The 15,074-nt window shown below is 71.2% G+C and carries 12 protein-coding genes; 9 read left to right on the forward strand and 3 right to left on the reverse strand.

All coding sequences use genetic code 11. The features are described from left to right. Positions 1 to 165: 165 nt before the first annotated feature. Positions 166 to 933, reverse strand: coding sequence for a type I methionyl aminopeptidase (gene map / locus Q4V64_RS44095; RefSeq protein WP_124438044.1), 768 nt, complete (start codon positions 931 to 933; stop codon positions 166 to 168). A 32-nt stretch (positions 934 to 965) separates the two neighbouring features. On the opposite strand from map, the gene Q4V64_RS44100 reads away from it, so the two are divergent. The 9 genes from Q4V64_RS44100 to Q4V64_RS44140 all read left to right on the forward strand — a co-directional run bounded on the left by Q4V64_RS44100 (position 966) and on the right by Q4V64_RS44140 (position 13,085). Continuing rightward, positions 966 to 1,217, forward strand: coding sequence for a helix-turn-helix transcriptional regulator (locus tag Q4V64_RS44100; RefSeq protein WP_124438043.1), 252 nt, complete (start codon positions 966 to 968; stop codon positions 1,215 to 1,217). A 144-nt stretch (positions 1,218 to 1,361) separates the two neighbouring features. Next, positions 1,362 to 3,758 (forward strand): hypothetical protein, encoded by a 2,397-nt coding sequence (locus tag Q4V64_RS44105; protein WP_303714321.1) that lies wholly within the window; start codon positions 1,362 to 1,364, stop codon positions 3,756 to 3,758. Positions 3,759 to 3,978: 220 nt separating this feature from the next. Next, positions 3,979 to 4,821: a nitrilase-related carbon-nitrogen hydrolase gene (locus Q4V64_RS44110; protein WP_124438041.1), complete on the forward strand. Its 843-nt coding sequence runs from the start codon at positions 3,979 to 3,981 to the stop codon at positions 4,819 to 4,821. Next, positions 4,818 to 6,104 (forward strand): aspartate aminotransferase family protein, encoded by a 1,287-nt coding sequence (locus tag Q4V64_RS44115; RefSeq protein ID WP_124438040.1) that lies wholly within the window; start codon positions 4,818 to 4,820, stop codon positions 6,102 to 6,104. The genes Q4V64_RS44110 and Q4V64_RS44115 overlap by 4 nt, the downstream gene beginning before the upstream one ends. Before the next feature lie 226 nt (positions 6,105 to 6,330). Then, on the forward strand, positions 6,331 to 7,899 hold the full coding sequence (locus Q4V64_RS44120; protein ID WP_124438039.1) for a PucR family transcriptional regulator: 1,569 nt from the start codon (positions 6,331 to 6,333) through the stop codon (positions 7,897 to 7,899). A gap of 155 nt (positions 7,900 to 8,054) precedes the next feature. Further along, complete coding sequence (locus Q4V64_RS44125; RefSeq protein WP_124438038.1) at positions 8,055 to 8,897, forward strand: nitrilase-related carbon-nitrogen hydrolase; 843 nt, start codon at positions 8,055 to 8,057, stop codon at positions 8,895 to 8,897. A 97-nt stretch (positions 8,898 to 8,994) separates the two neighbouring features. Further along, a complete protein-coding gene (hydA, locus tag Q4V64_RS44130) occupies positions 8,995 to 10,398 on the forward strand; it encodes a dihydropyrimidinase (protein ID WP_124438037.1) in 1,404 nt (467 codons plus the stop codon). Positions 10,399 to 10,409: 11 nt separating this feature from the next. Further along, on the forward strand, positions 10,410 to 11,429 hold the full coding sequence (locus Q4V64_RS44135; protein ID WP_124438036.1) for a TIGR03842 family LLM class F420-dependent oxidoreductase: 1,020 nt from the start codon (positions 10,410 to 10,412) through the stop codon (positions 11,427 to 11,429). Between the two features lie 129 nt (positions 11,430 to 11,558). Further along, positions 11,559 to 13,085 carry an NCS1 family nucleobase:cation symporter-1 gene (locus tag Q4V64_RS44140; protein ID WP_172629044.1) on the forward strand — a complete coding sequence of 509 codons (1,527 nt, stop codon included), beginning with the start codon at positions 11,559 to 11,561 and terminating at the stop codon, positions 13,083 to 13,085. Between the two features lie 33 nt (positions 13,086 to 13,118). On the opposite strand, the gene Q4V64_RS44145 is transcribed toward Q4V64_RS44140, so the two are convergent. After that, complete coding sequence (locus Q4V64_RS44145) at positions 13,119 to 13,772, reverse strand: hypothetical protein (RefSeq protein ID WP_303714324.1); 654 nt, start codon at positions 13,770 to 13,772, stop codon at positions 13,119 to 13,121. Between the two features lie 133 nt (positions 13,773 to 13,905). After that, a complete protein-coding gene (locus Q4V64_RS44150; protein ID WP_124438033.1) occupies positions 13,906 to 14,922 on the reverse strand; it encodes a carboxymuconolactone decarboxylase family protein in 1,017 nt (338 codons plus the stop codon). Positions 14,923 to 15,074 lie beyond the last annotated feature (152 nt).

Here is a 15,074-nt window from a genome sequence, read left to right on the forward strand (position 1 = left end):
CCTGCGCGGGCAGGGTCGCCCTCGCTGATCGACGTGCCGGAGTCGGGTAACCCGGGTGGAACCTGGTTACACCTGGGGCGCGCGTTCGTAGAACACCTTCGCACGATCGGTGGCCGGGGGCACCTCCAGAGAGCCGCCCGCGGCCCCGACAGCGGTACGGACCGGTCAGCGTGCCGTCAGGATGCGCGGTCCCGACTCCGTGATCGCCACGGTGTGCTCGGCGTGCGCCGCCCGGGAGCCGTCGTTCGTACGCAGGGTCCAGCCGTCCGGCGCCGCGTGGTAGCCGTCCGTGCCGCCGCCGATGACCATCGGTTCGATGGCGAGGACCATGCCGTGCCGCAGGGGGAGGCCACGCCCCGGCCGGCCCTCGTTCGGGACCGGCGGGTCCTCGTGCATACGGCGTCCGATGCCGTGGCCACCGAAGCCGTCCGGGATGCCGTACCCCGCCGCGCGGCACACCGAGCCGATCGCGTGCCCGATGTCGCCGATGCGGTTGCCCACCACCGCCGCCTCGATGCCCGCGGCGAGCGCCCGCTCGGCCGTCTCGATCAGGCGCAGGTCGGCCGCGCGGGCCCTGCCCACCACGAAGCTGATCGCCGAGTCGCCCGCCCAGCCGCCCAGCTCGGCGCCGCAGTCGATGGAGACCAGGTCGCCGTCGCGCAGCCGGTAACGCGTCGGGATGCCGTGCACGATCGCGTCGTTCACGGAGGCGCAGACGACGGCCGGGAAGGCCGTCGGTGCGAACGAGGGCCGGTAGCCGAGGAACGGCGAGCCCGCCCCCGCCTCACGCAGCACGTCGTGCGCCACCTCGTTCAGCTCCAGCAGGGAGACGCCCACGTCAGCGGCTTTTCGTACGGCCGTCAGGGCGCGGCCGACGACCTGGCCCGCCTCGTACATGGCGTCGATCGATGTGTCTGTCTTCAGCTCAACCATGCCAATTACTATACCGGTATTACAATGACGGCATGGTGCGCACCCCTCTCACCCCCGAAGAGCGCGAACGCGGCGAGCGGCTCGGCCGGCTGCTGCGTGAGGCCCGCGGCGGCCGCAGCATGACCGACGTCGCGGCGAGCGCCGGAATCTCCGCGGAGACCCTCCGGAAAATCGAGACGGGCCGCGCGCCGACGCCGGCGTTCTTCACGGTGGCGGCGCTGGCCCGGGCCCTCGGGCTGTCGATGGACGACTTGGCGGGGCGGTGCGTGCTGGTCGGGTTGTGAAGCAAGTGCGAAGGCCGCCGCACGTCACGTTTCGGCAGGCCGGGCGTACTATGCGTCCGGTCGGAAAACTTCCTGTAGCGCTCCTGTAACACGGCTGGTGTTGCCTTACGGACCGGAGTGCTCCGGTCTGGTGGGAGTTGGGCGATGACTCTGGATCAACTCCCCAGTCAAGTGCGGGAGTTCGCGAACTACCTGGACGGCCTGCTGGCACGCCTGGACCAAGGTGCCGGTTGGTGCGGGGTGTTCTGGCAGCGCGACCCGGACGGCATGCAGGCCTGCCTCGACGGGCGTGAGGTGCCGCCCTGGGACGTCGTGGAGGCGCTGCTGCAGGACCTGGCCGCGCAGTACGGCCCCGGTGGCGCCGGTCCGGAGGTCGAACGCGCCCGCGCCCTGCACGCCGCCGCGCTCGTCGCGTACGACGCCCGGCCCGGCGGGCGGGACGCCCTCGGTGACCGGTTCGACGTGATGCTCCGCGAGCAGCGGTACGCCGCCGAACGACAGGCGGAACTGGGCCGGCTGCTCGCCTCCGCCACCACCCAGGAGGCGGCCGACGCCATCCGCCTCGACCTCGCCTGGGCCCGCGACGACCACGAACGCGCGACCCGCCGCTGCGCCGAACTCCGGTCCCGCCTGGCAGAACTGGACCGACGCTCGACCGAGAACCAGGCACAGACGATCCGACGCGGGCAGGCCGGGGACGGGGCCGTGTTCCGCGTCGGGGGTGAAGGGGGCGAGGCGGGCCGGGGCGAAGCCGGGGCGCGCGGGGGCGGCTCTTATGGCGCGGGGTCGGGCGGGCGTGATGCGTACGGTGGGCGGCCGGACGCGCGCGAGTCGTATGGCGGGCAGGCCGGCGTGGGCGGGTCGCGTGGCGTGGGGTCGGGTGGGCGTGAGGGGTACGGCGGGCGGCCGGATACGCGTGATGCGTATGGCGGGCAGTCGGGCACGCGCGAGTCGCATGGCGTGGGGTCGGATGGGCGCGAGTCGTATGGCGGGCAGGCCGGCATGGGCGAGTCGCGTGGCCTGGGGTCGGGTGGGCGTGAGGGGTACGGCGGGCGGCCGGATACGCGTGATGCGTACGGCGGGCAGTCGGGCACGCGCGAGTCGCATGGCGTGGGGTCGGATGGGCGCGAGTCGTATGGCGGGCAGGCCGGCATGGGCGAGTCGCGTGGCCTGGGGTCGGGTGGGCGTGAGGGGTACGGCGGGCGACCGGACGCGCGTGATGCGTATGGCGGGCAGTCGAGCACGCGCGAGTCGCATGGCGTGGGGTCGGAGGGGCGTGAGGCGTACGGCGGGCAGTCGGACGCCCGCGACCTGTACGACAGGCTGCCGAACACGCGCGATACGCACGGTGCGGGGCCGCGCACGCACGAGTCGTACGCCGAGCAGACGGACACACGGGAGTCGTACGGCGAGCGAGCGGGCGGGTACGGCGGGCACGGCGGGTACGGACCCTCCGGCGCGCGAGCCGACACCGGCACCGCAGACCCCTCGTACGAGTCCGAGTTCCCCGACATACCGCAGCAGCGCGACGCGCGGTCCGCCGCCGAGGCGACCGCCCGGCGTGAGAGGGAGCGGGCCCGTGGCTGGGCCGCGGACACGCATGACACCCGCGCGGGCATGCGTGACCCCGGCCACGAGAACTCCGCCCGCCTGTCCGCTCCTGGCACAGCCGCCGACGAGGGGATGACCGGTCTGCACGGCGGACCTGGTGCCTACGGTCCCGCCCAGGCCACCAACCCGGAGCAGGATCCCCGCTTCCCCGCTCCGGCGGAGCAGGCGCCCGCCCCGCCCCAGCCGGCCCCCACCTCCAAGCAGCGCAAGCGGCGCCGTGGCAGTGCCCGCTTTGCCGGGATGGTCGAGGAGGAGGCCGCCCCCGTCGTCGTACCGCCGACTGCCGTGCCGGATCTGCCCACCGCGCCCGCCGCCACCCGCCGTACCCTCCGCGGGGCCCGGTTCGCCGGGGCCGACAAGTCGGGCGCGCGGCCGGAGCCGCAGGCCGAGCCGCTGGACACGGCGGACCGGCGGGAGACCGCCGAGACCGTGGAGCGGCTGGTACGGCTGCGTGGCGAGGGCCGCAGCGGTGAGGCGCACGCCCTGCTGGCCGAGATCGCGTACTGGCCCGCCGCCCGCTACCCGCTGCTCGCCGCCGAGATGCAGCGGGCCGGACTCGGCGCCGACTGGGCGACCCTGCTGTGGGAGGCCGCCTCGCTGCCCGCCGACCGGCTCGTCGCCGCCGCCGACGCGCTGGTCGAGGCCGGGCGCGGCACCGACGGGGAGCAGATCCTGCGGCAGGGCGTCGCGCGCCCCGCCGTCGAGATCGGGCAGGCGGTGCTCGCGCTGGCCGCCGACGGCCGCCGCCGCGAGATCCGCGCGCTCCTCGACGCCTACGTCCGCGTCCGCACCCCGGAGGAGGCCGCCCGCAGCGCCGATCCCGACCCGCAGACGCTGGTCCCGCTCCTGGTGGAGGCCGCCCAGGGTGTCTCGGACGAGCGCCACTGGGACCTGGTCCACGCCCTGCGGGTCGCCGGACACCCGGCCTGAGAGCCGGACGGGCCCCGGCCCGCCACTCCTCTCACCGGCCCGCGACATCCACCCGCATCACCGGCCCGTGACTTTCACCCACAGGAGGGTGAAACGTGATCGACTCCGCGGGTTAACGACGATGGTCTTGGCAAGCCTGCCGGGGAGGCTTACGTTCGTGCCTCTACGACCTGCGTCTACGGGCGTAGAGGCTCTGACGTCACCGTCGAAGGAGCAGCTCATGGCCAACGTCGTACGTGCCGCTCTGGTCCAGGCCACCTGGACCGGCGACACCGAGTCCATGGTGGCGAAACACGAGGAGCACGCCCGCGAGGCGGCCCGCCAGGGAGCGAAGATCATCGGCTTCCAGGAAGTCTTCAACAGCCCCTACTTCTGTCAGGTCCAGGACCCGGAGCACTACCGCTGGGCCGAGCCGGTGCCCGACGGGCCGACGACGCGTCGTATGCAAGCGCTCGCGCGCGAGACGGGCATGGTCGTCGTCGTCCCGGTGTTCGAGGTCGAGCAGTCGGGCTTCTACTACAACACCGCGGCCGTGATCGACGCCGACGGCACCGTCCTCGGCAAGTACCGCAAGCACCACATCCCACAGGTCAAGGGCTTCTGGGAGAAGTACTACTTCAAACCGGGCAACATCGGCTGGCCCGTCTTCGACACGGCCGTCGGCAAGGTCGGCGTCTACATCTGCTACGACCGCCACTTCCCGGAGGGCTGGCGCCAACTCGGCCTGAACGGCGCCCAGTTGGTCTACAACCCGTCCGCCACCCACCGCGGACTCTCCTCCCACCTCTGGCGGCTGGAACAACCCGCGGCGGCCGTCGCCAACGAGTACTTCGTCGCCGCGATCAACCGGGTGGGCGTCGAGGAGTACGGCGACAACGACTTCTACGGGACGTCGTACTTCGTCGACCCGCGCGGGCAGTTCGTGGGGGAGACCGCCGGCGACAAGGAAGAGGAACTCGTCATCCGCGACCTCGACTTCGACCTCATCGACGAAGTCCGTCAGCTGTGGGCGTTCTACCGCGACCGACGGCCCGACGCGTACGAAGGACTGGTGAAGCCGTGACCAAGGACCTGCTGGGACGACACCGGGCCGTCCTCCCCGACTGGCTCGCCCTCTACTACGAGGACCCGCTCGAGATCACCCACGGCGAGGGCCGGTACGTCTGGGACGCCGGGGGCAACAAGTACCTCGACTTCTTCGGCGGCATCCTCACCACGATGACCGCGCACGCACTGCCCGAGGTGACGAAGGCGGTGAGCGAGCAGGCCGGGCGGATCATCCATTCGTCCACGCTCTACCTCAACCGGCCGATGGTCGACCTCGCCGAACGCGTCGCCCAGTTGAGCGGCATCCCGGACGCCCGCGTCTTCTTCACCACCTCCGGCACCGAGGCCAACGACACCGCCCTGCTGCTCGCGACGACGTACCGGCGCAGCAACACGATCCTGGCGATGCGCAACAGCTACCACGGGCGCTCCTTCAGCGCGGTCGGCATCACCGGCAACCGCGGCTGGTCGCCGACCTCGCTGTCCCCGCTCCAGACGCTGTACGTCCACGGAGGCGTGCGGACGCGCGGACCGTACGCCACCTTGAGCGACGACGACTTCATCGCGGCCTGCGTCGACGATCTGAAGGACCTGCTCGGCCACACCCGCCCGCCCGCGGCCCTGATCGCCGAGCCCGTCCAGGGCGTCGGCGGCTTCACCTCACCGCCGGACGGACTGTATGCGGCATTCCGTGAGGTGCTGAACGCATACGGGATCCTGTGGATCGCCGACGAGGTGCAGACCGGCTGGGGCCGCACCGGCGACCACTTCTGGGGCTGGCAGGCCCACGGCCAGAACGGCCCTCCCGACATCCTCACCTTCGCCAAGGGCATCGGCAACGGGATGTCCATCGGGGGAGTCGTCGCCCGCGGCGAGATCATGAACTGCCTGGACGCCAACAGCATTTCGACGTTCGGCGGCACCCAGATCACCATGGCGGCGGGCCTCGCCAACCTCACGTACCTGCTGGAGCACGACCTCCAGGGCAACGCCCGGCGCGTCGGCGGACTGCTCATCGAGCGGTTGCGGGCGGTCGGGGCGCAGATTCCGGAGGTACGGGAGGTCCGCGGGCGCGGGCTGATGATCGGCATCGAGCTGGTGAAACCCGGGACCGACCAGGCCGACCCCGAGGCCGCGTCCGCCGTGCTCGAAGCGGCCCGCGCGGGCGGGCTGCTCATCGGCAAGGGCGGCGGCCACAACACCAGCGCCCTGCGCCTCGCCCCGCCCCTGTCCCTGACCGTCGCGGAGGCCGAGGAAGGCGCCGCGATCCTCGAAGACGCTCTGAGGAGCATCCACTAGTGCCCCGGCAGGCAACGTTTGCCCGTTGAGGAGCGGCGTCCGGTGCGTGCTCTCGGCGTGCCGGCCGGAAGCCCTCGTACTGGACGTACTTGGGCTTTCGGCCGGTGCGGCGAGTGGGGGCACCTCCCACGCCTTTAGGGCAGTGGGGGAGCGTGCCGGGCGTCGCGACGGGGCGAACGTTGCCTGTCGGGGCACTAGCACCATTCCGAGCAAGGGAAAGACCGCCATGACCACCACCTTGGAGACCTGGGAGCCCCTGGAGCCGATCCTGTCGGTCCGGCAGGTCCTCACACTGGAACGGGTCCTCGCCGGGGAACCCGAGGTGGTGGCCGGCGCGAGCCAGCTCGACCGGGCCGTGCGCTGGGTGCACGTCGCCGAGGCCGCCGACGTGGGCGTGATGCTCAGCGGCGGCGAGATGGTGCTCACCACCGGGGTGCTGCTCGCCGGCGACGAGAGCGCGCAGGCCGAGTACATCCAGTCCCTGCACCGCGCGGAGGCGGCGGCCGTCGTCCTGGGCCTGGGGCGGGCGTTTCCCGCCCCGCCGGACGTGATGCGCCGGGCGGCCGAGCGGTGCGGGCTGCCGATGGTCGTCCTCCACCGGCCCTTCCCCTTCGCCGAGCTGACCGAGGAGGTCCAGGCCCGCCTCGTCCGGCGGAAGTTCGCCGCCGTCAGCCTCTCCGAGTCCGTACGGACCGCGCTCACCGGACTCATCACCGGCGGCGCCCCGCTCCAGCGTCTGCTCGACGAGGTCGCCCAGCACAGCGCCTGCCCCGTCGTCGTCACCAACCTCGCCCACCGCGTCCTAGCCACGGCGGGGGAGCGGCCGGCCGTCGACGACGTGCTGCGCGACTGGGAACGCATCGCCCGCCAGGCCGGCGGCAGCGAGGGCGACGGCTGGATCCGAGCCGAGCTGACCGGACGCGGGGAGCGGTGGGGCCGGATCGTGCTGTGCGGCTACCGGGGCGACACCGCCACCGGGCGGCTGCTCGCCGACCGGGCCGCCGAGGCGCTCGTCCTGCACCGCATGCTCGGCGGCAACTCCGCGCACACCTGGGAGGAGCAGTCCGCGCAGAGCCTGCTGACCGACCTGGTCAGCGGGGTCGTACCGGCGCGGCAGCTGCTGCCCCGGGCGCGGGCGGCCGGACTGCCGGTCAACCGGCGCACCTTCGTCCCGCTGGTCATCCGCGACGGCGATCCGGCACAACTCGAGCGGGTGCTGCGCCTGGTGGGGCTGTCCGGGATCGTCGCCGAGCTCACCGACGGCGCCACCGCCGTGCTGCTGAGCCTGGCCCGGGACCAGGACGCCTCGGTGCTCGTGGCGAACTTCGCGGCCCGGGTGCGCTCGGAGGCCGCCCGGACGGTGGTGGCCGCCGCCGATCCCCGCATCGCCTGGGACGACGTCCCCGCCGGACTGCGCGAGGCCAAGCACGTCGCCGACGCCGTGGCCGACTCCTCGGCCGTCCTCGACCTGCCGGCCGTCGTACGCCTCAAGGACGTCCACCTGCGCGGCCTGATCCGGTTGCTGCGCGACGACCCGCACGTGCAGTCCTTCGCGGAGCGGGAGCTGGACGGGCTGTTGTGCGTGGCCGGCGAGGACCTGCTCGCCGTCCTGCGGACCTATCTCGCCACCGGCCGCAACAAGTCCCGCACCGCGCAACTCCACCACGTCTCCCGGCCCGCGCTCTACCGCCGGCTGGAAGCGATACAGGGCCGGCTCGGCGTCGACCTCGACGACTTCGAGCAGGCCGCCTCGGTGCACATCGCGCTCCTCGCGCACGACGCGCAACAGGGCTGAAACATGCGACGACCAGGGAAAACGGCGGTGAAACATGGGCCCACGACAGAGTGACACCGTGGCACGCCGCAGGCCCGCAGACGTGACACCGTGCAACTCAAACCGGCCTTCGGAGCTTTCTAAGCTCGCCGCACACCGAGCGACCGGAGGTCCCGATGAGCAGAGTGATCCGTGCCGCCCTCTTCCAGACCGCCTGGACCGGCGACAAGGAATCGATGATCCAGGTACACGAGCAGGCGGCCCGCGACGCGGCCGCGCAAGGTGCTCAGGTGCTGTGCTTCCAGGAGCTGTTCTACGGGCCCTACTTCTGCCAGGTCCAGGACAAGGCGTTCTACGAGTACGCCGAGCAGGTCCCGGACGGCCCCATCGTCAAACGGTTCCAGGCGCTCGCCAAGGAACTGGGCCTCGTCCTGATCCTGCCGATGTACGAGGAGGAGCAGCCCGGCGTCCTCTACAACACGGCCGCCGTGATCGACGCGGACGGCTCCTACCTCGGCAAGTACCGCAAGCACCACATCCCGCAGGTGCCCGGCTTCTGGGAGAAGTTCTACTTCCGCCCGGGCAACCTGGGCTGGCCGATCTTCGACACGGCCGTCGGGAGGATCGGCGTCTACATCTGCTACGACCGGCACTTCCCGGAGGGCTGGCGGGCGCTGGGCCTGGAGGGCGCCGAGATCGTCTTCAACCCCTCGGCCACCTCGCGCGGCCTGTCCGGCTACCTGTGGCAGCTGGAGCAGCCGGCCGCGGCCGTCGCCAACGAGTACTTCGTCGGCGCGATCAACCGGGTGGGCGTCGAGGAGTACGGCGACAACGACTTCTACGGGACGTCGTATTTCGTCGACCCCGAAGCCCAGTTCGTGGGCGAGGTGGCCTCCGACAAGGAGACCGAACTGGTCGTCCGCGACCTGGACCTGGCCAAGCTGCGCGAGGTCCGGGACCGCTGGCAGTTCTACCGGGACCGCCGTCCCGAGGCGTACGACCCGCTGACCGCTCCGTAGCCGACCGGAACGCCGCCGGTCCGGCGCACGGGGGGCCGGACCGGCGGCACGGACCGACCTGCACGACACCAGTGTTGACCACGGTAGGAGAGGGAGTATGAGCAGCCGTACCGTCATCCGTGGTGGTCTCGTCATCACCGCGTCCGACGAGATGCACGCCGACGTCCTGATCGAGGACGGCCGTATCGCCGCCCTCGCGGCGAGCGGCACCCCGGCCGCCGAGGCCTGGACGGCCGAGCGGACCATAGACGCCACCGGGAAGTACGTCATCCCGGGCGGGGTCGACGCCCACACCCACATGGAGCTGCCGTTCGGCGGCACCTTCGCCTCCGACACCTTCGAGACCGGCACCCGGGCCGCCGCCTGGGGCGGCACGACGACCATCGTCGACTTCGCCGTGCAGAGCGTCGGCCACACCCTGCGCGAGGGCCTGGACACCTGGCACGCCAAGGCGGAGGGCAACTGCGCGATCGACTACGCCTTCCACATGATCGTCTCCGACGTGAACCAGGAGACGCTCAAGGAGATGGACCTGCTGGTGGGGGAGGGCGTGACCTCCTTCAAGCAGTTCATGGCCTACCCGGGCGTCTTCTACAGCGACGACGGCCAGATCCTGCGCGCCATGCAGCGCTCCGCCGAGAACGGCGGCCTGATCATGATGCACGCCGAGAACGGCATCGCGATCGACGTCCTGGTCGAGCAGGCGCTGGCCCGGGGCGAGACCGATCCCCGCTATCACGGGGAGGTGCGCAAGGCCCTGCTGGAGGCCGAGGCCACCCACCGCGCCATCAAGCTCGCGCAGGTCGCCGGAGCGCCCCTGTACGTCGTGCACGTCTCGGCGATGGAGGCAGTCGCCGAGCTGGCCAAGGCACGCGACGAGGGGCTGAACGTCTTCGGGGAGACCTGCCCGCAGTACCTCTTCCTGTCGACGGACAACCTCGCCGAGCCGGACTTCGAGGGCTCCAAGTACGTGTGCTCGACGCCGCTCAGGCCGAAGGAGCACCAGGCCCACCTCTGGAGGGGCCTGCGCACCAACGACCTCCAGGTCGTCTCCACCGACCACTGCCCCTTCTGCTTCGTGGGCCAGAAGGAGCTCGGCCGGGGCGACTTCTCCAAGATCCCCAACGGCCTTCCGGGCGTCGAGAACCGCATGGACCTGCTCCACCAGGCCGTCGTCGACGGGCACATCTCCCGCCGCCGCTGGATCGAGATCGCCTGCGCCACCCCGGCCCGGATGTTCGGCATGTACCCGAAGAAGGGCACCATCGCCCCCGGCGCCGACGCGGACGTCGTCATCTACGCCCCGGACGCCGAGCAGACCGTCTCCGCCGAGACGCACCACATGAACGTCGACTACTCGGCGTACGAGGGCAAGCGCCTCACCGGCCGCGTCGAGACCGTCCTCTCGCGCGGCGAACTCGTGATCACCGAGCGGGAGTACACCGGGCACGCCGGACACGGCACGTACACCCCCCGCTCCACCTGTCAGTACCTGAACTAGGAGTGGCGCCCATGGACTTCGGACTCGTCCTGCAGACCGACCCGCCGGCCTCGCGGGTCATCAGCCTGATGAAGCGCGCCGAGCGCAACGGCTTCACCTACGGCTGGACCTTCGACTCCGCCGTGCTCTGGCAGGAGCCGTTCGTGATCTACAGCCAGATCCTGTCGAACACGTCCAAGCTGAAGGTCGGCCCGATGGTCACCAACCCGGGCACCCGCACCTGGGAGGTCACCGCCTCCACCTTCGCCACCCTCAACGACATGTTCGGCAACCGCACGGTCTGCGGCATCGGCCGCGGCGACTCCGCGATGCGGGTCGCGGGCCGCAAGCCGAACACGCTGGCCCGCATCAGCGAGGCCATGAAGGTCATTCGCGCGCTCGGGCGCGGTGACGAGGCCGACCTCGGCGGTACGGTGATCAAGTTCCCGTGGATCAAGGCGGGCGCCGAACTCCCCGTATGGATGGCGGCGTACGGCCCCAAGGCGCTGAAGATGACCGGCGAGGAGGCCGACGGGTTCATCCTCCAGCTCGCCGACCTCTACCTGACCGAGTACATGGTGAAGGCGGTCAAGGACGCGGCTGTCGCCGCCGGCCGTGACCCCTCCGAGGTGAAGATCTGCGTCGCCGCCCCCGCGTACGTCACCGCGGACGACTCGCCCGAGGCGCTCGCCCACGCGCGTGACCAGTGCCGTTGGTTCGGCGGGATGGTCGGCAACCACGTGGCCGACCTGGTGTCGAAGTACGGCGAGCACTCCGCCGCCGTACCCGACGAACTCACCGACTACATCAAGGCCCGCGAGGGCTACGACTACTCCCACCACGGACGCGCCGACAACCCGGACACCCAGTTCGTGCCGGACGAGATCGTCGACCGGTTCTGCTTGATCGGGCCGGTCGAGAAGCACATCGAGAAGCTGAACGCCCTGCGTGAGCTGGGCGTCGACCAGTTCGCCGTCTACGACATGCACGACGCCCAGGAAGCCGTCATCGACGCGTACGGGGCGCAGGTGATCCCGGCCGTCACCGGCTGACCCCAATCCGCCCACCGCTCATCTCCCCACCCCTCACCCCCCCACTCCTGTTCTCCCCTCCCTACCTCCCGGGAGGGGACCGGAGCCCGCACGGCCTTTCCGGACCACCCTTCATTGATTGGCCTGCCCATGACCGACACCGCTCCCACGGCCATACCGCCGTCCACTCAAGTCACCCTCGCCGACGGCCGGGTGGAACTAGCCCCCGGCGCGCCCGCCCCGAGCGGCCGCTACGCCAACGAGGATCTGCTGCCGGTCCCGGTGGAGAAGCGCACCTGGACCACGTACAACTTCTCCGCCCTGTGGGTCGGCATGGCCCACAACACCGCCTCCTGGACCCTGGCCTCCGGTCTGATCGCCGTCGGCATGGACTGGAAGCAGGCGGTGCTCACCATCGCCCTGGCCAATGTGATCGTGCTGGTCCCGATGCTGCTCACCGGGCACGCGGGACCGAAGTACGGCATCCCCTTCCCGGTCTTCGCCCGCGCCTCCTTCGGCATCCGCGGAGCCAACCTGCCCGCTGTCGTACGGGCGTTGGTGGCCTGCGGCTGGTTCGGCATCCAGACCTGGATCGGCGGCGAGGCGATCTACTTCCTCGCCGGGAAGCTCATCGGGAACGGCTGGACCGATGTCGGCAAGATCGGCGGCTACGCCTGGACGATGTGGCTGTCGTTCGCGATCTTCTGGGCGATCCAGGTCGCGATCATCTACCGGGGCATGGAGACGATCCGCCGCTTCGAGAACTGGGCGGCGCCCTTCGTGCTCGTCGGTGCCTTCGTCATGCTGTGGTGGATGAGCGACAAGGCCGGCGGCTTCGGCCCGCTGTTCGACCAGCCCTCCAAGCTGGGCTGGGGCGCCGACTTCTGGAAGCTGTTCTGGCCGTCCCTCATGGGAATGATCGGCTTCTGGTCCACTCTGTCCCTGAACATCCCGGACTTCACCCGGTACGGCAAGAGCCAGAAGGCCCAGACCTGGGGCCAGGCGCTGGGCCTGCCGACGACCATGACCCTCTTCGCCCTGCTGTCGGTGATGGTCACCTCCGGTTCGCAGGCGGTCTACGGCGAGACGATCTGGGACCCGGTACAGCTCGCCGCCAAGACGGACAACGTCGTGGGCCTGCTGTTCGCGCTGGTCACCGTGCTGGTGGCGACCCTGTCCGTGAACATCGCGGCCAACCTGGTCTCGCCGGCCTTCGACTTCTCGAACATCGCGCCTCGCAAGATCAGTTTCCGGGCCGGCGCGCTCGTCACCTGCGTGCTCGGCGTGCTGATCTTCCCGTGGAAGCTGTACTCCGACCCGCAGGGCTACATCTTCACCTGGCTGGGCCTGGTCGGCGGTCTGCTCGGTACGGTCGCAGGCATCCTCATCGCCGACTACTGGATCCTGCGCCGCGGCAAGCTCGACCTGACCGACCTGTACCGCACGGGCGGCCGCTACTGGTACGAAGGCGGCTGGAACTGGCGGGCCGTCGTCGCCTTCGTCGTCGGCGGTGTCCTCGCCATCGGCGGCGCCACCTTCAAGCCGCTGATCGACGGCAGGCCCATCCCCGCGCTGGAACCACTGGCCGACTACGGCTGGGCGGTGGGCCTGGGCACCTCGATGGTGCTCTACGTGCTGCTGATGCTGGCGCGCGGACGGGACCGTCTGGAGGCCTGAACCGCCCGCCGCACAACCGCTGTTGGAGGACGGTCAGCCCTGCTGCCCGTCCTCCAACGCGGCGACCGCCTCCTTGGCGGCCTTGATGGCCCCCTTGTTGATCTCGTCCGTGCTGGGCGCCTTCTTCGACTCGAAGTCGCTGCCGTTGTACGTGACGACCACCAACGCGTTGGACGCGCGCACCACCACCATGCCCTCGCGGGTCTGCTGCTTGTCCTCGGTGGTGAGGTTCACGACGGAGTACGCCGAGTCGCCGAGCCCGGGGACGTCCCCGCCGCCACTTTTCTCCGTGACGCTCTCCTTGTAGGACTTCTGCGCCACCTCGTCCGACTCGGTGATCTCGAAGGAGACGTCGAGCCAGCGGTAGTCGTACCCCTTGAGGGCGTTCCAGGAGCAGGTGCGGCGCACCTTGGAGTCCGTCGACTGGAGTTCCTTGCCGGCCGTCTTGGCCCCCGGCACGAGCGACGTGATCGTCTTCTTGGCCAGGCCGGCGCACGGCGCGGGAGCGGCGCCGTACGTCTTCGACGCCGCAGCCGTCGCCGGGGCGGAGGCGGACTGGGTCCCGGTCTGCCGCGCCTCGTCGTGGTTCTCCGCCGGTGTCGCGGCGAACGGGCCGGACGACAGGGCCCAGCCCGCCGCGGCGAGCACGACGACGGGCGACAGGCGCGCGGTGAGGGCGAGCGGCAAGGGAAGGGAACTAGAACGCACGGCGCACTTTTCGTGGGGGTGGGTGCGGAGGGGGCCCGCACTGCGGACGGGACGACAGTGTCACACGACTGCCTGTGGGGCGAAAGTGCCAACGCGTTCCGTGGCCGTGCGATCACTGTGTCCACCCGAGGGGGATCCTGTGCCGGTCAGGGATGGAAAGGGAGCCTTCTATACGGTCCACGGCGGCGAAGGCACCGTACGCGACGAGATGCACCAGACAGTGGTCGGTGTGCTCCGGCCGGCGCCATGCCGCCACGTCCTCGTCCGTGATGCGGTACGGCGCCAGGGCGGCCAGCAGCGCCAGGCGCGCACCCGGACGCTCCCGGCGGTCCGGGAACCCGCCCAGGGCGAGCGGCGGATGCTCTCCGTCCCAGTCCCGCAGCGTCCGCCGTACGAGGGCCTGGTCGTCGGCGTCGAGGAGGCCGGCGCCCGCCGTGGCCGCCGTGCGCAGCGCGTCGTACGCCGGGCCGACGGCCGTGCCGGCCGCCCACGCGGGCCCCTCGGCGGCGTCGTCGAGCAGGGCGAGGGACGCGCCGGGGCGGGCGGGGCGGCGTACCGTCCGCGCCAGCGAGCGGCCCACGAGACTGCGTATGGGCCTGAACCGCTGGGCGTTGCCCGGCAGGAGCCGCTCGGTGAGCAGGGCCGACACGATCCGGTTGATGAAGTGGAAGGAGAGCGCGGTGCCCAGATAGCCGGGGGTGTGCTCGGCCGGGAACGGCAACGGCTGCGCGGCCGGGCTCGGGACACGGGTCTGCTCCCCCCAGGCCAGCACGCGCGCGTGCGACTCGTTCTCCGGTCGCTCCCCGCGAGCCAGGCGTTCGGCGAGCGCGTGGTCGCCGGTGGCGTGCAGCAGCATGGTGTGCGCGTCGACGCAGAACGGGCACTTGTTGGCGAGCGACACCCCGAGCGCCGCCAGCTCCTTGCCGGTACGGCTGCCGGGCCCCGCGATCAACGACTCGCGCATCAGCGCCCAGGCGGGCGCGAGGAGCTCGGGGGCGGAGGAGAGGACGACGAAGGTGACCGGTTCGGCGATGCCGAAGTCGTGGGCGATCTGCTCGTACACCTCGGCGACGCGACCGGTGGCCGCCTTGGGCGGCAGGGGCTCGGTGTAGCGGAAGGCTGTGGACATGGACAGCAGCGTGCGCCTCGGGGACGCCCGCGGTCGTCGTACGGCCGAAGGCAGTCGGCACTGCTCCGGCGAGGCGGGCCGGAGCGGCTCACTACTGCCCAGGGAGTAGTCCGGGAGTTGTCCACAGGGCTGACGCCGCTGTCGGTGCGGCG

It is taken from the genome of Streptomyces sp. NL15-2K, from assembly GCF_030551255.1.
Taxonomy (GTDB): Bacteria; Actinomycetota; Actinomycetes; order Streptomycetales; family Streptomycetaceae; genus Streptomyces.

Excerpts from the sequence above, each read along its gene's own strand:
- Q4V64_RS44100 (WP_124438043.1), top strand. The coding sequence starts at position 966 with ATGGTGCGCACCCCTCTCACCCCCGAAGAGCGCGAACGCGGCGAGCGG.
- Q4V64_RS44135 (WP_124438036.1), top strand. The coding sequence starts at position 10,410 with ATGGACTTCGGACTCGTCCTGCAGACCGACCCGCCGGCCTCGCGGGTC.
- map (WP_124438044.1), bottom strand. The coding sequence starts at position 933 with ATGGTTGAGCTGAAGACAGACACATCGATCGACGCCATGTACGAGGCG.
- Q4V64_RS44120 (WP_124438039.1), top strand. The coding sequence starts at position 6,331 with ATGACCACCACCTTGGAGACCTGGGAGCCCCTGGAGCCGATCCTGTCG.
- hydA (WP_124438037.1), top strand. The coding sequence starts at position 8,995 with ATGAGCAGCCGTACCGTCATCCGTGGTGGTCTCGTCATCACCGCGTCC.
- Q4V64_RS44125 (WP_124438038.1), top strand. The coding sequence starts at position 8,055 with ATGAGCAGAGTGATCCGTGCCGCCCTCTTCCAGACCGCCTGGACCGGC.
- Q4V64_RS44140 (WP_172629044.1), top strand. The coding sequence starts at position 11,559 with ATGACCGACACCGCTCCCACGGCCATACCGCCGTCCACTCAAGTCACC.
- Q4V64_RS44105 (WP_303714321.1), top strand. The coding sequence starts at position 1,362 with ATGACTCTGGATCAACTCCCCAGTCAAGTGCGGGAGTTCGCGAACTAC.
- Q4V64_RS44150 (WP_124438033.1), bottom strand. The coding sequence starts at position 14,922 with ATGTCCACAGCCTTCCGCTACACCGAGCCCCTGCCGCCCAAGGCGGCC.
- Q4V64_RS44110 (WP_124438041.1), top strand. The coding sequence starts at position 3,979 with ATGGCCAACGTCGTACGTGCCGCTCTGGTCCAGGCCACCTGGACCGGC.